This is a genomic window from Specibacter sp. NPDC078709 (assembly GCF_040686795.1).
In the GTDB taxonomy this organism is placed as follows: Bacteria; Actinomycetota; Actinomycetes; order Actinomycetales; family Micrococcaceae; genus Specibacter.
In genome coordinates this window covers 321,441-345,666 of the sequence record NZ_JBFBLU010000004.1, presented here as the reverse complement: position 1 = coordinate 345,666, position 24,226 = coordinate 321,441, and the positions used below count along the sequence as shown (strand labels likewise).

Here is a 24,226-nt window from a genome sequence, read left to right as displayed (position 1 = left end):
GATAAAAGCAGTGGCGAGAGGAGTCCATCGATGACTAATGTGGACAGCTTCGGTTCCAAAGGCGTACTTAATGTAGCCGGGACCGAATACGAGATTTTCCGACTGAACTCGGTAGAAGGCGCCAAGAGCCTTCCGTTCAGCCTCAAGGTATTGCTTGAGAACCTTTTGCGCACCGAAGATGGTGCGAACATCACAGCCGACCACGTACGTGCGTTGGCAAGTTGGGATCCGAATGCGGAGCCCGACACCGAAATCCAGTTCACCCCGGCCCGCGTCATCATGCAGGACTTCACAGGAGTCCCCTGCATCGTTGACCTGGCCACCATGCGTGAAGCCGTCAAGGAACTCGGCGGAGACCCCACCAGGGTCAACCCGTTGGCGCCTGCCGAAATGGTCATTGACCACTCCGTGCAGATTGACGTCTTCGGCAATTCAGATGCCGTTGAGCGCAACATGGAGATTGAATACCAGCGCAACGGTGAGCGTTACCAGTTCCTGCGTTGGGGCCAGACCGCCTTTGAAGACTTCAAGGTAGTTCCCCCGGGCATGGGCATTGTCCACCAGGTCAACATCGAGTACTTGGCCCGCACCGTCATGACCCGCGAGGTCGACGGCGTTCTGCGCGCCTACCCGGACACCCTGGTCGGCACCGACTCACACACCACCATGGTCAACGGCCTGGGCGTGTTGGGTTGGGGCGTTGGCGGCATCGAAGCCGAAGCAGCCATGCTGGGCCAGCCCGTCTCCATGTTGATCCCGCGCGTTGTGGGCTTCAAGCTGACCGGTGAAATCCCGGCCGGGGCAACCGCCACCGACGTGGTTTTGACCATCACCGAGCAGCTGCGTAAGCACGGCGTCGTTGGTAAATTCGTGGAGTTCTACGGCGAAGGCGTTGCGGCCGTGCCGTTGGCTAACCGCGCAACCATCGGTAACATGAGCCCGGAGTTCGGCTCAACGGCTGCCATGTTCCCGATCGATGAAGTCACCGTTGACTACCTGCGTTTGACTGGCCGTTCCGAAGAGCAGCTGGCACTGGTTGAGGCTTACGCCAAGGAACAGGGCCTCTGGCACGATCCAACGGTCGAGATCCAGTTCTCCGAGTACCTCGAGCTGGACCTGTCCACGGTGGTTCCCTCCATCTCAGGCCCGAAGCGCCCGCAGGACCGCATTGAACTGACCAACTCCAAGGCACAGTTCCGCTCTGACTTGAACAACTACGTTGCCGCTGATGCAAACGCTGATGGCAACACGGTGGATGAGTCCCTGGAAGAATCCTTCCCGGCCTCAGACGCCCCGTCGTTCACTCACCCGGACACGCACCAGCACGATACCGAGCGCGTGCTCGTTTCTGCAGCAGCAGGTGCCAACGGCCGCCAGAGCGCTCCGATTCACGTCAAGAACGAATCAGGCGTTGAGTTCGAGCTCGATCACGGTGCAGTCTCGATTGCCTCGATCACCTCGTGCACCAACACCTCCAACCCTTCCGTGATGCTCGCTGCAGCCGTTTTGGCTCGCAACGCCGTCAACAAGGGTCTGTTGTCCAAGCCGTGGGTCAAGACCTCCGTGGCTCCGGGCTCCAAGGTTGTCACCGACTACTACGAGAAGTCAGGGCTTGTTCCGTTCCTGGAAAAGCTGGGCTTCTACACGGTTGGTTACGGCTGCGCTACCTGCATCGGTAACTCCGGCCCCTTGGACAGCGAAGTTTCAGCAGCCATTGCTGAAAACGACCTGTCCGTGACAGCAGTGCTCTCCGGTAACCGTAACTTCGAAGGCCGCATCAACCCGGACGTGAAGATGAACTACCTGGCCTCACCGCCGCTGGTCATCGCTTACGCCCTGGCTGGTTCCATGGACTTCGACTTCGACACCGATGCGCTGGGCCAGGATGCCGACGGCAACGACGTCTTCCTTGCAGACATTTGGCCGAACCCGGTTGAGGTCCAGGAAGTTATGGACGCCTCGATCGACCGCGAGATGTTCACCAACTCCTACGCCACCATCTTCGATGGCGACGATCGCTGGAAGGCTCTGGAAACTCCCGAAGGCAACGTCTTCGAGTGGGATCCCAAGTCCACCTACGTTCGTAAGCCCCCGTACTTCGATGGGATGAAGGCAGAAGCTGATCCGGTTGAGGACATTGCCGGTGCACGCGTCTTGCTCAAGCTCGGCGATTCGGTCACCACCGACCACATCAGCCCTGCCGGTTCCTTCAAGTCCGAAACCCCGGCAGGCCAGTACTTGCTGGCTAACGGTGTGGAGCGCAAGGACTTCAACTCCTACGGTTCACGCCGTGGAAACCACGAGGTCATGATTCGCGGAACGTTCGCGAACATCCGTATCCGCAACCAGATCCTGGACAACGTTGAAGGTGGCTTCACCCGCGACTTCACCCAGGCTGGCGGCCCGCAGGCATACGTCTACGATGCCTCCGTCAACTACCAGGCTGCCGGCACCCCGCTGGTCATCTTGGCAGGTAAGGAATACGGCTCCGGCTCATCACGCGACTGGGCTGCCAAGGGCACCGCATTGCTGGGTGTGAAGGCAGTTGTCGCCGAGAGCTACGAGCGCATCCACCGCTCCAACCTCATCGGCATGGGCGTCTTGCCCCTGCAGTACCCGGCCGGCGCCAATGCCGAATCACTGGGTCTCACCGGCACCGAGACGTTCTCCGTCGAAGGCGTCACCGAGCTGAACAACGGCACCACGCCCAAGACGCTCAAGGTCACAGCAGTTGCAGAAGACGGCACCACCGTGAGCTTCGATGCCGTTCTGCGCATCGACACCCCCGGTGAAGCAGACTACTACCGTAACGGTGGCATCCTGCAGTACGTACTGCGCCAGATCTCCGCAGCGGCCTAACTGGTTCCTGCCACTTGCTCTGCAGGGCTCAGTCCAGTGGGGTTGATCACTGTATAGCTTGTTGCTAGTGAGAAATGCCGCCGTTTCCGCTTTACGCCATGGTTTGACCATAGCGAAAGCGGAAACGGCGGCATTTTTTGTTAGGCGTGGACTAGGTTATTGCCGTAGACACGATATTGTTAGACGTTGACCGTGCACCAGGAGGTACCCATGGGACTTTTAGAATCCATCACGCACCCGCGTGATCTGAGCCGGCTCAGTGAACGCCAAATGGAGGAGCTGGCCCAAGAAATCAGGGACTTCCTCATCGCAAATGTGTCCCAGACAGGTGGCCATCTGGGCCCCAACTTGGGCGTTGTTGAACTGACGCTGGCTATCCACAGAATCTTTGACTCTCCGCGGGACAGTATCGTTTTCGATACCGGGCACCAGTCCTATGTGCACAAATTGGTGACGGGTCGCCAGAATTTCTCCACTTTGCGCCAGCAGGGTGGCCTCTCCGGATATCCGGAACGTGCAGAATCCGAGCACGACATCGTGCAAAGCTCACACGCATCCTCGTCTCTGTCCTGGGCCGACGGCATTGCCCGCGCTCATCAGCTCCGTGGCGAGAACGATCGCTACGTTGTGGCCGTCATTGGCGACGGCGCCCTGACCGGCGGCATGACCTGGGAAGCCATCAACAACATCGCCGCCGACAAAGACCGCAAAGTGGTCATTGTCGTGAACGACAACGGCCGGTCCTACGCCCCAACAGTGGGTGGCGTTGCAGACTATCTGGCGTCGCTGCGCCCTGCCATTGACCACGTGCGCACCCATAAGAAGTACGAAGCTTCCATGTACTGGGGCAAGAAGCGACTCCAAGACGGCAACGCTGCCGGTCGCTTCGTCTACAAGAGTTTGCACGCCGCGAAGAAGGGCGTCAAAGACTGGTGGGCACCCCAGGGACTTTTTGACGACCTCGGCATGAAGTATGTCGGTCCGGTTGACGGCCACGACGAAAAGGCCATGGAGGCTGCCCTGCAGCTGGCCAAAAACTACTGCGGACCAGTCATTGTGCACGCGTTCACGGAAAAGGGCCGCGGCTACGCACCTGCCCGCGCCGACGAAGACGATCAGTTCCACGCCGTGGGAGTCATCAACCCCGAAACGGGTCGTGCTGTAACAGCGGCCAGCGGCAAGTCTTGGACAAGTGTTTTTGGTGAGGAAATCACCAAGATCGCGCAGGAACGCGACGACATTGTGGCCATTACCGGCGCCATGTTGCTCCCCATGGGTCTGGCTGGGTTTGCCGCAAAGTACCCCGAACGCGTCATCGACGTAGGCATCGCCGAACAGCACGCAGTGACCATGGCGGCCGGTATGGCCTTCGGTGGCCTGCATCCGGTCGTGGCTATTTACGCCACGTTCCTCAACCGTGCCTTCGATCAGCTGCTCATGGATGTTGCCCTGCACCAGGCCGGCGTCACCATCGTCCTGGATCGGGCCGGCGTGACCGGCCCGGATGGTCCCAGCCACCACGGCATGTGGGATTTGTCCATGTTGCAGATCGTCCCCGGCCTGCACTTGGCCGCCCCGCGCGATGCCGAACGTCTGCGCGAGGAACTCCGCGAAGCTGTCGCCATCGCTGATGCGCCTAGCGTTGTGCGCTACTCCAAGGGCCAGGTGGGCCCGGAGATTGTGGCTCTCGAGCGTTTGTACGACGGCGTTGACGTCCTGGCCCGCTCTGCGCACGACATGCCTGGTGCCGGTGCGGACCCGCAGACCGATGTGCTGATTGTCAGCGTCGGCGCCATGAGCGAACTCTCGCTGGATGTCGCCAACCGCATCGGTGCCCAAGGCATCAGCTCCACAGTGGTGGATCCGCGCTGGGTCCTGCCCGTGCCGCGTTCAATCGTCCAGCTGGCCTCACAGCACCGCATCGTCATCGTCGTCGAAGACGGTGTGCGTGCCGGTGGTGTCGGCTCCCGGATCCGTCAGGAACTGCGTGCTGCCGGCATCGATACGGCGTTGAATGAGGTTGGCCTCCCCGTGGAATTCCTCGCTCACGGTACGCGTGGAGAGGTGCTCGAACGTGTGGGGCTGACGGCACAGCGGGTGGCCCAGGACGTCGTCGAACAGGTCCTTGGCACCAAGGTTCCCTTCGCCCGGCCCCTACCCGGCCAGCCCGCCCCGCGCACAGGGCAGATGCCGATCCTGTGACAGCTGCGCAGGAGGCAGCGGTTGAGCAGCAGGGTGAGGTGGATCTGCCGCAGCCCGGCGATCTGGTGGTGGCCCGCAATCGCAAGTACGACGGCGGTGCCCACTGGGTTGTTCCCGGGCGTCACCTCGGCACGGATCAGCACGGTCATTGGGTCTTCCAGGGCACGCATGAGTTCATTTCGCGGCCCGGTGCGGCCCTGTACACCGAATCGGATGCCATCTTCTTGATCCCGCACACCGGCGATTGGGTGGCAACGTTCTTTGACGCAGCCCATCCACACGGGGTGGAGCTGTACATCGATCTGGCCCTGGACCTGCAGTGGCACCGCATCCGCCCGCACGTGGTGGAGTTCCACATGATTGACATGGATCTGGACGTTGTCCGCACCAAGGACCGCGGCTTGTTCGTTGACGACCGGGACGAGTTTGCCCAACACGCCGTGAAATTCTCTTACCCGCAGGAGATCTGCGACCGCATCGAGGCCGCCTGCCAGGCGCTCAGCGAAGCCGTGGCCGCCGGTCACGCCCCATTCGACGGCCGCGACGCGGCCTGGTTCACCCTTGGAAGGACGCTGCAAACAGCATGAGCGAGCACAACAGTACCGAACAGCACAGTTCAGAACAGCACACAGAAACCATCTTGGCGGGCCTGGACCCGAACATTGTGCGCATGTATAAGACGGACGACGCCGGTCAGCTGATTTTCCGTGAAGCGTGGGTTGACGCTGGGGGAGCCGGGGAGACGGACGGCGAGGGCGATGCTGGCGAGAATGAGGGCGTGTTCTTCGTAGTCAACCACGGCACGGTGGGCCACATCAGCACCTCCAAGGATGCCCCGGTAGCCACCCTCGAAGAAGCCGAGGCCATGCTGGCAGCGTTCACAGCTCAGTGCCTCGAGGATGGCTTCGCTGTGCTTGAGCGCAGCCAGCAGTCGTTGGTCGTTGCCCAGTTCGCGTTGAAGAGCTCACGCGTCTCCGACCGCGACAAGCACCTGGCAAGCCGGGCCAAGGACAGCCTCACCGCACACCTGGCCTGGCGCGGCAGCGGCATCCTGGAAAAGTACGAGTTCGTGCCGGCCCCGCACGGTCTCGGCAAGCTGAATATCTACATTGTGGCCCCCGATGCAGCCCGCGCCGTGGCCAACATCAAGGTCTGCATCCGGGACGAAAAGCTGGACTTCACCAAGCTGACCGTCGCCACCGGCCCCATCGATGATCCCTCAGCGCTCCGTGCCAAGCACAGCGCAACCGGCGGCACAGCCTTCAGCCTCTAGCCCCACCCCAGACGCCGCCCCACCCCAGACGCTAGGGCAGCAATGGCTGTTTTTTTAAGTTGGCTATCCATTTAGTGGACCCGGGGTGATGAGCTGTGGCCCGCCTCATCATGTGGGCACCTAAATAGTGGGGTAGCTCCACATCGGACGGCGCTTGCGGGAAAAGACGGCCGTCTAATGCCGTCTTTTCCCGCAAGCGCCGTCCCTTTTGCGATGGTGGTGCCGATCCGGGCGGGCACCCACGCGTTTCCGGCCGTCCAAGCTCTCAAGTCCATACGCAACGTCGAAATGCCTGTCCAGACTATGACGTGCAGAACAGGGTCCACTAAATGGATAGCCACCTTTTTTAAACGCTATCGCACTGAATGCGAGAGGGTTCGGCAAAACAGCACCATTGCTGCGCTAGCGTCCGGTGGGGGAGCCTACTGGGAGTGCCTGCCGGGGGAGAGAAGTGTCTGAGATTGACTAAGGTTGAACTATGACGCAGAACAATGACAACAACATTGAATACCGCCAGGTGGGCCGCTCGGGACTAACGGTTTCTGCCGTGGGGCTTGGCTGCAACAATCTGGGCCGCAGCGGCACGGTGACACAAACGCAAGAGGGCAGTGACGCCGTCGTGCATGCAGCCTTGGATGCGGGCATCACGCACTTCGATGTGGCCGATGTCTATGGCATGACGCCTGGGCTCAGCGAAACGATCCTGGGTAAGGCGCTCGGTGCGCACCGGGACGAGGTTGTGGTGGCCACCAAGTTTGGCATGGATGCCCAGGGCGCCAACGGCGTGGATTGGGGACGTCGCGGCTCGCGGAAGTACATTATGCAGTCGGTCGAGGCCTCCTTGCGGCGGCTCAACACCGACTATCTGGACCTCTTTTACTACCACACCCCCGATGCGCACACGCCCATGGCTGAGACGCTTTCGGCGCTGGATGGCCTCGTGCAATCCGGCAAGGTCCGCTACATTGGCCATTCAAATTTGGCTGGCTGGCAGATGGCCGACGCCGAACACACAGCACGCGCGCTAGGCACCGAACGGTTTGTGGCCAGCCAGAATCACTACAATCTGCTGGACCGTCGCGCTGAGCTGGAGGTGACGCCTGCCGCCGAGGCCTACGGGCTGGGTGTCATGCCGTACTTCCCGCTGGCCAATGGGCTGCTGACGGGCAAGTACAAGGGTGGTGCCGTACCTGCCGGGAGCCGACTCTCACACACGCGTCAGCACCTAGTGAGCGAGGCTGACCAGGACCAGTTCGGGGCCTTTAGCGCGTTCGCTGCGGCCCGTGAGCTGACTGAGGTTCAGGTGGCGTTCTCGTGGCTGGCAGCCCAGCCTGCCGTAGCTAGTGTCATTGCCGGGGCCACCAAGCCAGAGCAGGTGCGCCAGAATGCTGCGGCCGCCAGCTGGAAGCCGTCGGCCGAGGACTTGGCCGAGTTGGATCAGATCTTCCCGCGGACGCCGAAGGTGGCCTTGTTCTAGCCTCTTCTCGGAGCTGGGGAGCTCAAGCCGCTACTGCTGCGGCCCCTTAACTGCCAATGGTGCGCCTCTTTCAAAGTGGCGCACCATTGGCAGTTAACAGTACGCAGCAGCAAACTTCTCGCGTCCCTGTTTCGAACGTGTTGCTTTGCCGGGTCTTAGACGGAAACGGTGATCCATTCGCCGTCGATGGCGGCGGCGTAACGGGGCAGGGCTTCCTTGGCGGGGCCGGACACCACTGTGCCATCGCTTCCCTTGAAGATGGTGCTGTGGCAGGGGCATTTGAAGTCTTCGCCGTGTGGGGCCACCTTGCAGCCAGCGTGGGTGCAGATGTCCGTGTAGGCCATGACGGTGGTTTCGTCGGGGCGGAACAGCATGACTTCAACGTCCCCGGCCGTGGCTGCAGCGGTACCTCCGACGGGGAGTTCGCTCAGCTTGCCGACCTGGTGGGCGGTGCCGCCAGTGGGAATTTCGGCCGGGGTTTTGCCCTTGCTGCGGATGTCACTGGCCGACGGCGAGCAGCCCACCAAGGCGAGTGCGCAGGCAGCGCCAGTGGCGGCTGTGGTTACGCGTAGGGTGGATCGGCGGGTCAGGGAAGGCTCAACAGTCATGTCTTCATTCTTTCAGTTGAAGCTGAAAGAAAGCGAAACGAGGAACGGGTCCACAGTGCATGGCCTCAGCTGGGGTCTCAGTCGTGCAGGAGAATTTGGTAGAGGTTGTGGTCTTGCCATGTGCCAGCAATCTTCAGATACTGCGGGGCCATGCCAATCTGCTGGAATCCTGCTTTCAGCAGCACTCGCTGTGAGCCAATGTTGTCCAGGAGGGTACTCGCTTCGATGCGGTGTAGGCCCAGATCCTCACGCGCAGTGTCGATGATCGCTTGGACGGCGGATGATGCCAACCCTCGGCCTGTGTAGCGACTGTCCACCCAATAGCCCAGACTGCTGCTCTGGAAGGGGCCACGCACAATACCGGCCAAGTTGAATCGGCCAACGATTTCATCGCCAGCAAACAGGCCAAAGAGATGATCTACCCCAGCGTCATGCGCGACAAGGCGGCTGGCGATATCTGCGGCCTGCCATTCCTCGGTGTAGAACTCCGCCGAGCGTGCCGGATCCCAATAGGCAAGGTGGTCACGGTTGCGTGAGTAGGCAGCGGCAAGCTCTGCGGCATCGCTGACGCGCATGAGCCGCATACTGATATCTTCTTGAAGTTTCCTAGGTTTAAACACCTGTCAACGGTAGCCGCGTAACTTACCATTCGTGGTCATTGACGGCGGGTGTTGCCCGGTCAGCCTCGTCGTCAATCGCCTAGGTGAGCGCTTCTATCTGTTACACGGTCGAACCCTTTTACCGTCGACGAGATATCGGCGATGCAAAAAGTGATGGCAAAAGCGAATGCGGCCAATCCCTTCGAATTAGAGCCCTTGGACTTCTACAGCTCTGATGGTGAGACACGAACGGAAATTGAGGGGTCCACGAAGCTGCCCGCTGATTTTGAAGACATGTTCCCTTCTCTGGAGTACATGCTGGATGCTTTGACTTCAGTGCGCAGCGTGGTTCCCGACGCTACGTGGAATGTGAATCTCGACGAATCCGAGGTTGACTGGAGCCCAGATACAGGCTTTACGCTACCGGGTCTGTGAACGTTGCTCGATGCAGGTAAGTGGATGCAGGTAAAGAGGATGACCATTAACCACTCAGAAGAAGATTTCCATGTAGACGAGTTTGCTCGCGTGCTGCTGTCACTTGAACCGCACCTGCCAGTCTCGGACTCCTATGAGCGTGACTGTCCACAACTTCAGCGTGCCTGGTGGTCGAGTCAGCAGGAGCATATGGTGACCTGGTTTCAGGGCCAGAACAGTCAAGGAAGCGGACCGTTCACTCGAAAGGTCCCGAACGCCAGTGCGCGCACCACATACAACCGGCTGCTTTGCCCGGCAGCTTTCGTATGGATGGCCGAGGCCCTAGGCGAAGATTTAAAGGTGGTTCAGACCGCTGCGGATGCGGCCCGGGCTGAAGCTAACCCTCGAAAACGCCCGGGAGTTCTTCGCCAGCATCTGCCTTGGACGCGGATCGCTGAATTGGCTCGAGCAGTGTGAATAATGTGCTGTTTTGGCGGTACTGGCCAATCCCAGCGCCCAGCTGGTCAGGAACGCGAAGAGGCGCATTTCCAACACGTAAGTACTAGGAAGTCAGTAGCCAACTCGTTGAGGCCTGACTTTGCAGTTCCTCGTATATCGGTGAGCTGAGCATCTCCAATAGCACCTTCATTTTTTCCTTGCTGCCAGGAGCCTGAAGGCTCAGGCTGGTGTGGCTATCCAAGGCGGCGGACACAGCTGTTGTGACAGCGTGCGCCAGGTCAGGGCTGGCGCGGAAGTGCTGCCGAGAGTTGTTGCGCGCATTGCGTCTGCAAAGTGGTGTTTTTGACGAGTTCGCGTTTCGTGCCGTCGACGAAGTGGGCTACAGCATCCAGCTTCTCAACTTCCAATCATGGAACTGCCGCCCAAGTCGCAGAGGGTTTGGAGGAACTCCACCGGCAGATAAGAGCTGATGAGCTGATGTTGGTGGTTGGGGGACATGTGCGCCGCGCCCAGGCACGCACAGTGGAACTGATCGCAAACCACTACGGCATGCCCAGCCACTGAGAGGGCGGGGACTCGCCGGAATAGCTGCCTTCCGCGGCCGGGACGCACAGCTGGAGCGGCCGGGCTTGGGTTTGCTGCGCTTGACTGTGGGGGAAATCTCCGCCGCTGAAGGGGCCTTGCAATTGGCAGACGGCGCCCGGGCCGTCAGACTGAATGCATGCAGACTTTCCTCCCATACCCCGACTTTCAGCAGAGTGCCGCCGCTCTGGACACGACAAGGCTAGGAAAACAGCGTGTTGAAGCGCTGCAAATTCTCCGTACGCTGGTGATTCCTGGATACGGCCGGCAGGAGCACCCCGCCGTCCGCATGTGGATGGGGCATGTTCCGGCTCTCACCATGTACGCCCTGGCCATCGCCGACGAATGGATCGCCCGCGGCCACCCGGACAACACCCGGGAGAGCATCAAGGAGTTCGCCCCGCAGGCCGCCCACCCCGACTATGCGGACAAGATCTCCATGCCGTCGTGGCTGGGTGACCCTGATTTTCATGCAAGTCACCGTTCCAGGCTGATTCAGAAGGACCCGCGCTTCTATGATGCGGTTTTTGCCGACACCCCCACGGATTTGGAATTGCTCTGGCCCGAGCCCCGGAGAGAAATCCTTCCCGAGGATCCTCGTGAGGACTTCGTGTGGGTTCTGCGCGCCCCGGTAGGCGACGTTGACCCGGAAAAGATCGACAAAGTCGGGATGCCGGCATGGGGCAAGGCCAAGCCTCAAAACGAGAAGAACGACGGCGGCGACGTCACCCAGGTCGACGAAAAGTCGCGTAAAGCTGTGGCCAAGGGTGCCCGCAAGGCACCCGTGCAGAAGACGAAAAAGCCCACTCGAAATCGCAAGCTACAGGATGAGGCATTCAGGACCCTGCCCGGCAACACCACGGTGCTGATCCCCTTTGAGGATGGTGCCAGGTTTGCGCTGGGCAAGCTCCAAGGCCGGCCGATCACGCTCGATGACGGCCGCTTTGGGCGCAACTTCGAAGTTGAGCAGATCCTTGACCGCGCGGACTTCGACAACCCTGCGCTCTTGCAGGATCCGCGGGTATTCTTCCCGATCCCCGCCCAGTAACGACAGGGCGGTGGGCCACGAAGAGCGCTGGCAACCTGAACGGCAGCACCTGACGTACTCGTTCACAATGCCCCACTGTTGAGCCTGCCTTCCCGATCGGGGTCTTAGCCGGTTGTTTTCAGCCCGGGCGCCCTCACCACAACGCTGGCGAGGGCGCCCGCCGTCGTCCGATGAAATGCGTCAGAAGCACTGGACCGACAGCGGAGTCTGACTCATTTTAGGAAGCCGAGAACACCGCGAGCCTGCCTAAACACGGGCAAATCCCCATTTGAACCTGTTTCACCACGCGTACCTTCATCGAAGCCACAGCTGATGCGCACCCCTCGAAAAGTGAACTGTGAGCAAGGAGAGGGATGATGCGCAGTGTGAGTTGCGACCATTAACGTGGTTGCAGTCCCACTAGTTTGCCGGAAGTTCAGCTGCGATATAACCATGGCGTCAGCTTGGCGCCGACAGTAGTCTGAGGATGATCCGGAGAAAACGCAGGTGAGCATCAGGGGAGAGCAACGAGATGAGACCACTTCGATACTCGATCAACGTCACGCTCGACGGTTGCTGCCATCACGAGGCAGGACTCGCGCCCGACGACGAGTCGATGCGCTACTGGACCGCAGAGATGGAGCGCGCCGATGCCCTACTCTTCGGCCGGGTGACCTACGAGACGATGGAGTCGGCGTGGCGGCAGCCGGCAACGGGTACATGGCCTGGCTGGATGGATGAGTGGCAGATCCCGTTCGCCGAGACCATCGACCGGGCGAAGAAATACGTTGTTTCGAGCACGCTGGGCGGTGTCGATTGGAATGCCGAGCTGGTGCGAGGCGACTTGGCGCGAGAGGTTCAGCGACTCAAGCAAGAGCCCGGCGAGGGGCTGTGGGTGGGTGGCGTGACGCTTCCGCTGGCATTGGCAGACCTGGGACTGATTGACGAGTATGAGTTCCTCGTACAGCCAGTCCTTGCCGGACACGGGCCGACGTTGCTCGCAGGGCTCCGTGAACGAATCCAACTCGAGCTCGTAGATCGCCACGAGTTCCGGTCGGGAGCCGTCGCCATGCGATACCGGCCCACGCCAGCAACAGCATGACGTGGTCCTGTCTTTGATCGTTGGCAGCTGCCTCCTGATGGTGTGAAAGCGCAGCTGCGACTCAGGGGAGGGCAACCAGATTAGACCACTTCGATACTCGATCAACGTCACGCTCCGGCATCCCGCAAGAACGCTGAGCTCGCTGCTCGGTCTAGGTGTCAACACATGAAAGGATCGGGACCTGTGCCAAGACCGGACCGCTTTTCGTGTGCTTCGCAGAGTGTCGAGCCACGTTCCCCTACCTGGAAGACGTTCCCGGACCCGAGTCAGGCGGCCGTGGCGGATGTGTTCTGGTGCGTCGGAGTTGCCGGCCGGACGTCAGTGCACCGAGCAGCGCCTCCATCGGTCCTTTGCCGACCAGCGCTGCCCACGATGAGCAACCGATGAGCACTCCGATGGTCATAGGCCAGAAGGGGGCAAGTTCTCGGAAGTCGGTCCAAGGGTCGAGATTCGGGTCGTGCCCGCTCTCGACCGAAATCCACACCGCCCAGACGATGATGTGCGAAACATAAGCTGTCAGGGGCATCGATCCGGCGGCGCGGATGGGCCAGAGCAGCCAACGCATTGGAGTCGCGCCGATCAGCGTGCACACTCCGATCACTGCAAGTGCGAAGCCGCCCGAACCGAGAGCCTCTCCGACGCCGGAGGAATGGGGTCCGTCTTGCATCACCGACTGAATCCATGCATCCGACCAGGCATCTTCGTTGACGAAGCTGTCTGATGCAATCACCCGATTGCCAATGGGGCCGATAATTCCGTAGCCGACAAATGCGAACCCCGCTCCAACAACGAGGAGGATCCAGGCACGATGGGGACCTGCGCTTAGCACTCGACCGGCCCCCATCCCCGCGGCGATGAAGGCCGTCCACAGAAGAAATGGGTAGTTCCAGCCCAGCATCCGCAGGACATCCTCGATTTCCTGTTGGTCGGAGATGTTTGCCACGTTGTAGTCGATCGTCATGACGACAAAGGGCATGGTCAGGGCCAGCAACATGGCGAGCATGAACAGGGTGCTCGCAGGCAGACGCAGCAGCGGTATGCCAATCAGGAAGAGGATGGCGTAGGCGGGCAGGATGACGAATATTGGAACCTCGAGTCCGTCGAGGGTTATGCCGAGGACCCAGATGAGTATTGCCCGAAGCGCGAGCTCCGTCCGTGTTCCCCACCGGCGGGTTGGTGCATCGTCATTGTTCTTCCGGGAAGTCGCGGCAGCCGTGACGAGCGCCAAGGAGACACCGGCGAGGGTGGCAAAGAGGATAGATGAACGGCCAGAGACTATGCCCGACCACGTCTCACCCCGGCCCCATTCCAACGGCGCGATGACGGCGAGGTGCGCCGCGAACATGCCGAAGATGGCGAACCCGCGGGCCAGATCGATGCCGGGCAGCCGGTGCGGCGGTTCGAGCCGGATGAGGTTCGTCTTGAAGCTCTCGACCAGCCGGCGATTACGTAGCCGGGGGTTGCTCATGTAGCGATCCTCTCATCTGTCCGGTGTGATCGAGGGCCGTTTCAGCTGATTCAGCCTCTTAATGCCGGCGCCGCGTGAAGCAAACTCTGTTGCTGTGCTCATGATGAGTTCCTGCATGGCTTTCGCGGCGCGGGTAAGACTGACGTCTTTCCGATGAGCCAGGCTGAGGGTGCGCGTAAGACTAGGTGCGGTCAATGGAACGGACCGGAGACTCGGCCGGTCTAAGCGGACCATGGCTGGTACGACGGCTGCTCCCAGTCCGAGTTCAACAAGTCGCAACACTGCGTCCATTTCGGCGCCTTCGAGAACCACATTTGGGTTCAGTTCATGAGACCGGTAGGCATCCATGGTGGTCCTGCGTAGGTCGTAGCTTTGGTCAAAAACGATTTGCGGAACGTCCGCCAACTCGGCGAGCGTGATCGTGTTCTTGTCCGCAAAGTAGGCATCGTTGGTGGCTGTGATCACCACCAAGTCCTCCCGCAGCAGTGGAATGCTCTCGAGGCTGCTTGTCATAGCTGTACCGTCTTGGGAGGTCACTACAAGCGCTAGATCGAGGGTGCCGCCGGCAAGTTGAGTCAAGAGATCCCGGGAACCGGCTTCGCTGAGATGAAGCTCGATACCCGGGTGGTTTCGGTGGAAGGATCCCAGGACTTCGGGCACCATGCTGATGCATAGAGATGGAGGAGCCCCCAGCCGGACCCGCCCTTTGTGCAACCCGGCAAGCTCCTGCATCTCCTGTCTTACGGTTTCGGCGTCCGCGAGCATCCGCTGGGCCAATGGAAGGAGCGCTTCGCCGGCGGCGGTGAGTGTGATGTTGCCCCGGGCACGATGAAAGAGTTCGGATCCGAGGTCCTGTTCAAGAGTGGAAATCTGGCGGCTCAGGGAGGGCTGTGCCAGGTGAAGTTGGGCGGCAGCTCGCGTGAAATGGCCGGTCCTGGCAACTTCGATAAAACTTTGCAACTGTTCCAAGTTCATGTCGATAGCATATATGCATCGATATGACTCGAATAATTCATTGGACTAATCGTCGGGCTGTTTCTAGCGTTGAAACCATGGCAACTGACACAGTTAAAGAAAAGAAGATCTCCACTTCAGTCCTCATTATCGGTACGGGTGGGTCCGGGTTACGTGCGGCGATCGAGCTTGCAGAATTGGGAGTCGACGTGCTGGCGGTGGGTAAGCGCCCCCGCAATGACGCGCACACTTCCCTGGCGGCGGGCGGCATCAACGCAGCCCTCGGCACCATGGATGAAGAAGACTCCTGGCAGCAGCACGCTGCCGACACCATCAAAGAAAGCTACTACCTGGCCAACCCAAAAACCGTGGAAATCGTGGCGCGCGGTGCAGCACGTGGAATAGAGGATCTAGAGCGCTATGGCATGGGCTTCGCCAGGGAAGACGATGGTCGCATCTCTCAGCGGTTCTTTGGTGCCCATAAATTCCGTCGGACCGCGTTTGCCGGCGACTATACGGGCTTGGAAATCCAGCGCACGCTGGTACGACGCAGCGAGCAACTCGATATTCCCATCATGGATTCCTTCTATGTCACTCGATTGCTGGTAAAGGACAACCAGGTCTTCGGTGCCTATGGATTCGATATTAACTCGGGCATCCGCTACGTGATTCATGCTGACGCGGTAATCCTGGCCGCTGGCGGCCACAACAGGATCTGGCGTCGCACCTCCTCGCGCCGCGACGAAAACACGGGTGATTCATTCCGGCTGGCCGTCGACGCCGGAGCTCGATTGCGGGATCCTGAACTGGTGCAGTTCCATCCCTCGGGGATCATCGAACCAGAAGGTGCGGCCGGAACACTGATTTCCGAAGCGGCTCGCGGCGAGGGCGGAGTGCTGCGCAACGCACTGGGCGAACGGTTCATGGAACGCTATGACCCAGTGCGCAAGGAACTCTCCAGCCGCGATCGGGTGGCGTTGGCTGCTTACACGGAAATCAAGGAGGGGCGCGGAACAGAGAAAGGTGGCGTGTGGTTGGACGTATCCCACTTGCCTCGGCAGACAATCATGGAGCGCCTGCCGAGGGTCTATCAGACAATGATGGAAGTGCAGATGCTCGACATAACTCGTGAACCGATCGAGATCGCACCAACAGCCCACTATTCGATGGGAGGGGTATGGGTGAAGCCTGAGGATCACAGCACCGATGTGGCCGGATTGTATGCAATCGGCGAGGCATCGAGCGGACTGCACGGCGCTAACCGTTTGGGCGGCAACTCGCTGATCGAATTGATGGTCTTCGGACGGATCGTTGGTCAGGCAGCTGCTGCATACTCAGCATCCTTGGATCACCAGCCTCGATCCGCCGAGGCCCTGGCGCAGGCCCGCGGAGAAATCGACGGGCTGTTGGCTGCTGATGGGGAGGAGAATGTGCGTGCGCTGCAGCGGGCAATCCGCGACATGATGACCGAACACGCAGGCGTGGTCCGCGACGAGGACGGACTGAAGGCGGGGCTGGCAAGGCTGGCGGACATCGAGGAACGAATGGAGCATGTGGGGATCCACCCTGATATTGCGGGCTACCAGGATTTGGCTCATGCTTTTGATCTGATGGGTTCTGCGTTGGCCGCACGGGCCACCCTGGAGACTGCCCTCGAACGGCGTGAATCTCGTGGTTGCCACAACCGCAGCGACTACCCGGCCATTGATCCGGAGCTTGCGGTCAACCTCGTTTGGTCCCCTTCTACGGGGGTCGTTCGTGAGGAAATCCCAGCAATCTCCGACGAGATTCGCGGGCTCATTCAGGAAGTTTCGACGGTAGGTAAGCTCGTGGAATGAGTATCGACGTCGAATCGATCACCTGCCGCGGACAGCAGTACTCAACCCCTCCAACTATTGACTACACACCAGTTTCCGCCGGCTGACGCAGACCCGCGGCCGACACGAGATTCGGTTCAGCGAGAATGGCTGACACGTTGTGGCGGCCAAGAGACAAGGTGCCTCTACGAGATGCCCTTCTCCTCGGGAAAATAGTTCCTTAGACAAGTACTATTTTCCCGAGGAGAAGGGCATTCTCCGCTTAAACCGTCGCGCATCCAACGCAACTACCGGCGGATCGAGTATCAGTCGGCCCGGGTGAAGACGCCGAGCCCGTTCGGTTCCTGCCCCTCGCCCGGGAACTTGTTGAAGTACGTCAGGGTGACCCCCGTAATCTGCTCGCCCTCGCGTACGAAGACCGCAGAGGAGAGTGAACCGGGGAGCGCATTCTCACCGGTCGGCACGAACGACAGCGTGTCGCCGTTCCACGGATCGATCGTGAACGTGTAGCCGCCCTGGGGGCCGAGCGCGCCGGTGAGGGTGCCGTTCTTCTCGGTCACCACGAAGTTGCCGAAGTAGGGGCTCGTGTAGGTGCCGACGTAGTCGCCGGCCGGACCCGCTGCCGCGGCATCTTCGGGCGGCTCCTGGTCGACGAGGTCGCCCGCCGGGTCGTCGAAGTTCTCAAAGAAGCCGGCCATCAGGTCCAGCCAGGGGCGCGTCTCCGCGCCGAACTGTACGAGGTCGACGAACTCTGAAGCGATCGCCTCCGGAACTCCCGACGGCGCTCCGTTCGTGAGCACGACGATGCCGAGGTTCAGATCGGGGATCATCGTGGCGTTGGTGGCGGAACCCCATCCGAAGGCGCCGGAGTGGCTGATGTTGACGCGGCCTGCCACGGTGGCGCCGACGTTCGTGCCGAAGCCGTAGTGCGAGGTGCGCGCTGTCAGGTTCTGGGCGTCGCCGCCGGTGATCGAGTGCGCGGAATAGGTCTTTGCGAGTACGAGCGGGTCGATGAATTCAGCGCCGTCGACCTCGCCGTTGGCCAGCACCATGTTCATCCACTTCGCAATGTCGCCGGCTGTGGATGCGACGCCTCCGGCAGGCGCCTCGGCATCGGCGTCACGGTCGAACAGCTGCTCGTACTTTCCATCTCCGGTGCGCGCGTGCATGGCTGCGCGATCATCTGAGGCAAGGTATTGGTCGTGGACGGTGGTCGTGGAAGTCATGCCGAGCGGCTCGTACAGCAGATCGTGCGCGGTCTGCGCCCAGGTTTGCCCGCGCGACGCCGCGACCGCCTCGCCGCCCACCGTCAGTCCGAAGTTGGAGTATTGGTACGTGTCGCGGAACGACGCTAGGGGAATCTGGTTCATGTGGGACATGATGTAATCGACATCGAAGCCGATGTCCTCGAGGTCATCGCCGGCACCGGTTGGAATGCCGGTGCGGTGCGAGAAGAAGTCGGCGATCTTTCCATGCTCGGTCACATACGGATCTTTCAGCGCGAAGTCGGGGAGGTATTTGACCACCGGATCTTCCCAGGACAGGTCGGTGTCTTCGGTGATTGCTTTGGCCACAATGCTCGACGAGAGGGGCTTGGACAACGACGCGATCTGAAACACCGTGTTGACGTCGACGGGCTTCTTCGTGGTCAGGTCCCGCACACCGTATCCCTTTTCGAACACGACCTTCCCGTTCGAGACGACGGCGACGCCCGCTCCGGGTACTCCAGTCTGCTTGAGCGCGTTTTTGATGTACTTGGGAAGCGCATGGACGGCTGCGGCCACTGCCGTGTCACGATCCGTGTAGAGCTCGATGACGTCCTGGTCGGGGAATTGGCCGAGTGTGACGGCGGGCCCGCTCGAGGACGGCTTTTTCCCGGCCGTACCCGCTGTACCCGCGGTGCACGCCGTCATTGCCAGAGCGAGTGCTGCCACCGTAGAGAAGGCGACAATGCGTCCGACGCCCTTGTTTGTGCTGCTCATGCTGTTCATGCCGCTGCCTCCGGTTGACTACCTCTGAGCGGACCCATGGCTTCCCAGACGCGCATGTGAAGCCATGGATCCCGGTCCCCCCTAGAGACAAGTGTGCATGGACGGAAGCGGACAAAACAACTGCCGCTTCCGGACTTGACCCCTTGAGGACGTCCGGAACCGGTCACCTGCGCCATAATGGTGTCTACGGGCGCTCCGGAGGTGGACATGGAAGATAGCAAACTGCTCGAACTGATCTACAGCAGCCGCCCTGTGACGGTGGCGGAGCTCGCCACCACAGTGCACACGGACGAGGGTGAGGTTGCCGACGCCGTCGAGCGTCTTGCGCGGGCAGGTGCGATCTCGGTTCGTGATGGCACGATCGCGTATGCGATGCCGGCGATGTGGACGGCCGACGTCGTCAAACGCGAAGTGCGTGAGATGCGGCAGGCGGCGGACGAGGCCGCCTCGCGAATCGAGGCGCTCGTCGCAGACCTGCCAGCCCTGCTGCGTCACTGGGCTGCGGGCGAGGCATCCGGTGATCTCGTACCCGTTTTCGTGCGGCATGGGCCGCGGGCGGCAGAAGACCTCTGGTACGACATCGCGCGGGAGGGGAGCGACACCGCCTGGTCGGTGCTGCCCGATCTCGGACGCTATCTGCAGACCGATCCCGCTCGCGCCGGCCGTTTTGCGGAGATGTTCGCCGGCAAGCGGTCGGTGCGGGCGCTGCTCCCACGTTCGATGGCAGGGGACGCCCGGCTCGTGGCGATTGCCGAGCGCTACGAGGCCGTCGGGGTGGAGTTCCGCCTGCTCGACGATCTTCCAAGCTGGTTCTGGATCGACGGCGAGGTGCTCGCATTGCCGATCGAATGGGGCGAGGGATGGCCGTCCAGTGTGGTCGGAGTCCGGAGCGCGGCCCTGGCCGAGCTTGGCCGAAGCCTGTTCCGCGAGCTCTGGCGTCGCGGCGAGCCGATCGGTGGGCTGCAGCAGCCGTGGGCGCCGCTGCTTGCGCTGATGAAGCAGGGCCTCACTCTCGACGCGGCATCTCGGCGACTCGGGATCAACCCGCGAACGGGGCGGCGTCGCATTGCGGCGGCGATGGAGCAGTACGGCGTGTCAACCTTGTTCGCCTTGGGTGTCGCCTGGGCCGCGGACGGGAAGCCCACCACACGCTGAGCGGCGGCCTCCTCGCAGCCGCCGTGTTATGAGTGATCGTAATTCAGTTGAGTCAAGAGTTCGAGCAAGGCAGACTGGTCTTGAGTCACCGTGGTTTGTGTCCTTTGTGAGTAGCTTTGATCGGTTCTCACTGACCATCCCACGGTGGCTCCCCATGTAGACGATCGGACGCTCGGAACCCAGGAAACTACGCCACTACCTGGGAAGCGACCGTCAATTTCTGAGCTGTGGCGTTAAATAGGGGAGTTCGGCCAGCAGAAAAAAGGGGAGCGAAAACGGCTCTTCCCAGATGAGGGTGTAGGTCGGCCGGGCGCGTCGGTCCGCAGATAGACGTCGAGGTCTCCCGACGATGGAGGTTCCTACGCCATCCATCCGAAAGACCTCGACGTGACCGACGCTACCCCGCCGGCCGGCTTCGGCCGCCCTGACCTGACCGCCTTCGCGTCTCATCCCAATCGACCCTGATCGGGTCTGCTGATCCTCTCGACGAGAACGCAGCGACATCATAGCCACCCAACCCCGACCGTCCGGGAAGCCGGGGCACGTCGCATGGTCTGTGCTGCGGGCGTGTCGAGTGGGGCGTCCAGGGGCGACGCAGGAGCGTCGACGCGACGTGCTGAGAGGTGGTTCTAAGGCATGGCGATAGGTCAGGAACGGCGTCGCTCCCTGCGCAGGAGGGAGCGCAGAGTCTCGGCGTTCGCGTAGCCGACCCGTAGCGCGATCTCGGCGGAGGTGAGGTCCGTGGTTGCTGAGAGGTGCCGAGCTCGTTCGATGCGAAGCCGTTGGACGAAGCCGAGCGGAGTGAGGTTGAGCGCCGCACGGACTCGTCGTTCGAGGGTGCGCCGGCTGGTGCCGAGCGACTGCGCGACGAAGGCGACGTTGAACGGTTCGTCCAGGCGGGCGCGCACGAAGCGTTCGAACTCGACGACGATCGGGTCCTCGTGCCGGAGATGTTCGTAGGCGACGAAGGCCGCCTGCGACGGACGCTCGTCGATGATGAGGAGCTTGGCGACATGTTGGGCCAGGTCGGGGCTGATCGATCGCACGAGTGAGAGCGCGAGGTCGATGTGGGCGAAGGCGGCGCCGGCGGTGACGAGGTTCCCGTCGACCACGACCATGGTGTCGAGATCGAGGGCGACGGTCGGATAGCGCTTCAGGAACTCCGGCCCCAGGAACCAGCTGGTCGTCGCCCGCCGATGATGCATCCGTCCGGTCTCGGCGACGGCGAACACGCCGGTGCACGCCGCGGCGATCCGGGTGGTCGCCTCGTCGAGGCGCCCGAGCGAGGCGATGACCGAACGAGCATCTCGGCTCTGGAGGGTGTCGTTGGTAGCGGCGGCCGTAAGGGTTCCAAGCGCAGGGACGACGACCACGTCGAACTCTCCGGACTCCGACAGCGGGTGGTCCACCGACAGGGTCATCGATGCCGTCGTGGTCACTCGCCGTTTCGGTCCGAGGATGGCGAGTTCGATCGGGTCGATCCGCGGGTCGACATCGCCGCGGGCTCCGTCGGCCACCCGCACGATGTCGATGATCGACGCGATAGCCGAACCGAAGCAGCCGTCGATCGCGATCAGTCCGATACGCATGACGTAAACAATAGCAATACTGCCGTATACGCCACTTCTCACATGCCCTTGCTCGTCATATACTGAACTCGCTTCACCAAGAAACCTCGACACCTAGGAGAACCCCTCATGTCAACACCCGCATCACTTCCGTATGCCTTCGTCGCCAAGATCGTCGCGGCCGATGGACAGCACGACGCGCTCGCCGATCTGCTCGCCGGCGCTGTCGCGCTCGCCAACGAAGAAGTAGGAACGATTGTCTGGTTCGCGGTCAGGACCCACGCCGACACCTTCTGGATCTTCGATGCATTCCCCGACGAGGCCGCTCGCGACGCCCACGCCAACGGCGCCATCGTCGCAGCCCTGATGGCCAACCAGCACCTCCTCGGCGCAGCACCCGAGATCCTGGCGGCCGACGTCCTCGCGTCCAAGCTCCCGTAGTCCGCCAACGCACGAGACCATCGCGCCCCGCCGAGCCGTCGCCAGGTCGCGACGCAACGCCACGCTGCGTTGCCGAGCGGTGCGAGGCCTATCGGCACACGGACAGGATGCCGGCCGCGAGCGCTCAGCCTGCGAGGGGTCCGTCGCAGAGGAGAGCGACGTCGGTGTCGGGCAGAGCCGTGAGGCCAGCGCATCGCGCGACCACCAGAACCGAACAGCCCCTGCCCTGCGTTTCCGCAGGTCAGGGGCTGTTCGCCGGAGCCGCCTGTCGGAATCGAACCGACGACCGAATCACGTCGGCTTTGCGTCTATCGCTTGATGCGCCCACTGGGCGAACGAGCCGCTGACCTGCGCAAACGCCGAGCGTGGGGGACGCCGCCATCCGGTGGTGACCGACGACGACCGACCAGTACCGACCGTTTCACCGGAGCTTGCGGCGGCGTCGAAGCCGGGTAAGCTCCATTCCTTTAGCTCACCGCGCCCTCCTCCTCGCCGGTCCCGTCGTCGAAGACGTTTCAGGGGTCTTCTCAGATGACGGTGTAGGTCGGCCGGGCGCGTCGGTCCGCAGATAGACGTCGAGGTCTCCCGACGATGGAGGTTCCTACGCCATCCATCCGAAAGACCTCGACGTGTCCGACGCTACCCCGCCGGCCGGCTTCGGCCGCCCTGACCTGACCGCCTTCGCTCGACTCGACGGCCTCGGTCTGAGCGTGACCGGACAACGACTTGAACCGGATCGTGCGGTCCTCGCGTGCCGCGTGGTGGAACCAGATCAGTGGTGCCGACGGTGCGGCAGCGAAGGCGCTGCTCGTGACACCGTGATCCGGCGGTTGGCCCACGAGCCGCTGGGCTGGCGACCGACCGTGCTGGAAGTTGTAGTGCGCCGCTACCGCTGTGCCGACTGCGGACACGTGTGGCGCCAAGACACCAGCGCCGCGGCGGAGCCACGCGCGAAGCTCTCGCGCACCGGGCTGCGGTGGGCGCTGGAAGGGATCGTGGTCGCACACCTCACCGTCGCCCGTGTCGCCGAGGGACTCGGGGTCGCGTGGGACACCGCCAACAACGCGGTCCTGGCTGAAGGCAAGCGGCTGCTGATCAACGACCCCACGCGGTTTGAGGGCGTGAAGGTCATTGGCGTCGATGAGCACGTCTGGTGCCACACCAGGCGTGGCGACAAGTACGTCACCGTGATCATCGACCTCACCCCGGTCCGCGATGGCGCCGGCCCAGCAAGGCTGCTGGACATGGTCGAGGGCCGGTCGAAGGCGGCGTTCAAGACCTGGCTCGCCGACCGCGACGACGCCTTCCGTGACGCGGTCGAGGTGGTCGCGATGGACGGCTTCACCGGGTTCAAGACCGCCGCTGCAGAGGAGATCCCGGACGCGGTCACGGTGATGGATCCCTTCCACGTCGTGCGCCTGGCCGGTGACGCCCTCGACAGGTGCCGGCGCCGGGTCCAACTCGCGATCCACGGGCACCGTGGGTTCAGGGACGACCCGCTCTACAAGTCGCGGCGCACGCTGCACACCGGCGCGGACCTGCTCACCGACAAGCAGAGCGACAGGCTACGCGCGCTGTTCGTTGATGACGCTCACGTCGAGGTCGAGGCGACCTGGGGTGTCTACCAGCGCATGATCGCCGCCTATCGCCACGAGGACCGGCAACGTGGCCGCGAGCTCATGGAGAAGCTGATCACCGACCTCAGCGCCGGCGTCCCCAAGGTGCTCACCGAGCTCACCACCCTGGGCCGGACCCTGAAGAAGCGAGCCGCTGACGTGCTCGCCTACTTCGAACGACCCGGCACCAGCAACGGGCCGACCGAGGCTCAACGGACGGCTCGAACACCTGCGCGGCTCCGCACTCGGGTTCCGCAACCTGACCAACTACATCGCCCGAAGCCTGCTCGAGACCGGCGGCTTCAGACCCCAACTCCTACACCCCCGATTGGGATGAGCCGCGAAAACGATGGAGAATCTTGACGAATCGAGAGAACAAAAGGGGATTTCCGCCAGATTTTTGCCTTAGGCAACTCTGACCTGCGGAATGAAACCGCAGGCCAGAGGTATTTTTGTTCCGTGGGCGGGAATTGAACCCACGACCAAGAGAGTCTGAGGCTCAAGCGATGGAGCAGGTTGATCCACACTAACAAGAACCGCTAGGCCCGAAAGTGGACTAGCCGAACAACACACCCAATACGACGGGCGGGCCCGCACCTTCGCAGAAAAGGTGC

18 protein-coding genes and 1 pseudogene are annotated in these 24,226 nt (G+C 61.8%); 13 read left to right on the top strand and 6 right to left on the bottom strand.

Features of this window, described 5'->3' with window-relative positions; all coding sequences use genetic code 11:
• Positions 1–30 precede the first annotated feature (30 nt).
• From AB0P14_RS10290 to AB0P14_RS10270, 5 genes are all read left to right on the top strand, one after another.
• The gene (locus tag AB0P14_RS10290) at positions 31–2,859 is read left to right on the top strand and encodes an aconitate hydratase (RefSeq protein ID WP_363841316.1); all 2,829 of its coding nucleotides are present in this window, start codon (positions 31–33) and stop codon (positions 2,857–2,859) included.
• Between the two features lie 210 nt (positions 2,860–3,069).
• Entirely contained in the window at positions 3,070–5,061 is a 1,992-nt protein-coding gene (gene dxs / locus AB0P14_RS10285; RefSeq protein ID WP_363841313.1) for a 1-deoxy-D-xylulose-5-phosphate synthase, read from the top strand.
• A complete protein-coding gene (locus tag AB0P14_RS10280; RefSeq protein WP_363841310.1) occupies positions 5,058–5,648 on the top strand; it encodes a DUF402 domain-containing protein in 591 nt (196 codons plus the stop codon). Before dxs ends, AB0P14_RS10280 begins: the two co-directional genes overlap by 4 nt.
• Positions 5,645–6,334, top strand: coding sequence for a hypothetical protein (locus tag AB0P14_RS10275; protein ID WP_363841307.1), 690 nt, complete (start codon positions 5,645–5,647; stop codon positions 6,332–6,334). The genes AB0P14_RS10280 and AB0P14_RS10275 overlap by 4 nt, the downstream gene beginning before the upstream one ends.
• Before the next feature lie 478 nt (positions 6,335–6,812).
• A complete protein-coding gene (locus tag AB0P14_RS10270; protein ID WP_363841304.1) occupies positions 6,813–7,811 on the top strand; it encodes an aldo/keto reductase in 999 nt (332 codons plus the stop codon).
• A gap of 155 nt (positions 7,812–7,966) precedes the next feature.
• Here the strand turns inward: AB0P14_RS10270 and AB0P14_RS10265 are convergent, their stop codons facing one another.
• Together AB0P14_RS10265 and AB0P14_RS10260 are read right to left on the bottom strand one after the other, a co-directional pair.
• Entirely contained in the window at positions 7,967–8,419 is a 453-nt protein-coding gene (locus AB0P14_RS10265; RefSeq protein ID WP_363841301.1) for a Rieske (2Fe-2S) protein, read from the bottom strand.
• Positions 8,420–8,496: 77 nt separating this feature from the next.
• Positions 8,497–8,994 carry a GNAT family protein gene (locus AB0P14_RS10260; RefSeq protein WP_363841298.1) on the bottom strand — a complete coding sequence of 166 codons (498 nt, stop codon included), beginning with the start codon at positions 8,992–8,994 and terminating at the stop codon, positions 8,497–8,499.
• A gap of 198 nt (positions 8,995–9,192) precedes the next feature.
• Between AB0P14_RS10260 and AB0P14_RS10255 the strand changes: the two genes are divergently transcribed.
• The 4 genes from AB0P14_RS10255 to AB0P14_RS10240 all read left to right on the top strand — a co-directional run bounded on the left by AB0P14_RS10255 (position 9,193) and on the right by AB0P14_RS10240 (position 12,602).
• Entirely contained in the window at positions 9,193–9,453 is a 261-nt protein-coding gene (locus AB0P14_RS10255; protein WP_363841295.1) for a hypothetical protein, read from the top strand.
• 780 nt (positions 9,454–10,233) lie between these two features.
• Positions 10,234–10,455 (top strand): hypothetical protein, encoded by a 222-nt coding sequence (locus AB0P14_RS10250; protein ID WP_363841292.1) that lies wholly within the window; start codon positions 10,234–10,236, stop codon positions 10,453–10,455.
• A gap of 157 nt (positions 10,456–10,612) precedes the next feature.
• Positions 10,613–11,521: an MSMEG_6728 family protein gene (locus AB0P14_RS10245; protein ID WP_363841290.1), complete on the top strand. Its 909-nt coding sequence runs from the start codon at positions 10,613–10,615 to the stop codon at positions 11,519–11,521.
• 511 nt (positions 11,522–12,032) lie between these two features.
• Positions 12,033–12,602 (top strand): dihydrofolate reductase family protein, encoded by a 570-nt coding sequence (locus AB0P14_RS10240; protein ID WP_363841287.1) that lies wholly within the window; start codon positions 12,033–12,035, stop codon positions 12,600–12,602.
• A gap of 238 nt (positions 12,603–12,840) precedes the next feature.
• Here AB0P14_RS10240 and AB0P14_RS10235 read toward each other — a convergent pair whose 3' ends face one another.
• Both AB0P14_RS10235 and AB0P14_RS10230 read right to left on the bottom strand, forming a co-directional pair.
• Positions 12,841–14,070, bottom strand: coding sequence for a heparan-alpha-glucosaminide N-acetyltransferase domain-containing protein (locus AB0P14_RS10235; protein ID WP_363841284.1), 1,230 nt, complete (start codon positions 14,068–14,070; stop codon positions 12,841–12,843).
• A gap of 12 nt (positions 14,071–14,082) precedes the next feature.
• A complete protein-coding gene (locus AB0P14_RS10230) occupies positions 14,083–15,045 on the bottom strand; it encodes a LysR family transcriptional regulator (protein ID WP_363841281.1) in 963 nt (320 codons plus the stop codon).
• A gap of 77 nt (positions 15,046–15,122) precedes the next feature.
• Between AB0P14_RS10230 and AB0P14_RS10225 the strand changes: the two genes are divergently transcribed.
• The gene (locus tag AB0P14_RS10225; protein WP_363841278.1) at positions 15,123–16,862 is read left to right on the top strand and encodes an FAD-binding protein; all 1,740 of its coding nucleotides are present in this window, start codon (positions 15,123–15,125) and stop codon (positions 16,860–16,862) included.
• 284 nt (positions 16,863–17,146) lie between these two features.
• Here the strand turns inward: AB0P14_RS10225 and AB0P14_RS10220 are convergent, their stop codons facing one another.
• A complete protein-coding gene (locus AB0P14_RS10220) occupies positions 17,147–18,832 on the bottom strand; it encodes a serine hydrolase domain-containing protein (RefSeq protein WP_363841275.1) in 1,686 nt (561 codons plus the stop codon).
• A 207-nt stretch (positions 18,833–19,039) separates the two neighbouring features.
• On the opposite strand from AB0P14_RS10220, the gene AB0P14_RS10215 reads away from it, so the two are divergent.
• Complete coding sequence (locus AB0P14_RS10215; RefSeq protein WP_363841272.1) at positions 19,040–19,987, top strand: hypothetical protein; 948 nt, start codon at positions 19,040–19,042, stop codon at positions 19,985–19,987.
• 647 nt (positions 19,988–20,634) lie between these two features.
• Here the strand turns inward: AB0P14_RS10215 and AB0P14_RS10210 are convergent.
• Complete coding sequence (locus AB0P14_RS10210) at positions 20,635–21,576, bottom strand: helix-turn-helix domain-containing protein (protein WP_363841269.1); 942 nt, start codon at positions 21,574–21,576, stop codon at positions 20,635–20,637.
• Between the two features lie 108 nt (positions 21,577–21,684).
• Between AB0P14_RS10210 and AB0P14_RS10205 the strand changes: the two genes are divergently transcribed.
• Positions 21,685–21,996, top strand: coding sequence for an antibiotic biosynthesis monooxygenase (locus AB0P14_RS10205; protein WP_003941073.1), 312 nt, complete (start codon positions 21,685–21,687; stop codon positions 21,994–21,996).
• A 629-nt stretch (positions 21,997–22,625) separates the two neighbouring features.
• Positions 22,626–23,949 (top strand): annotated as a pseudogene (locus AB0P14_RS10200) (ISL3-like element ISPfr2 family transposase).
• Positions 23,950–24,226: the final 277 nt, after the last annotated feature.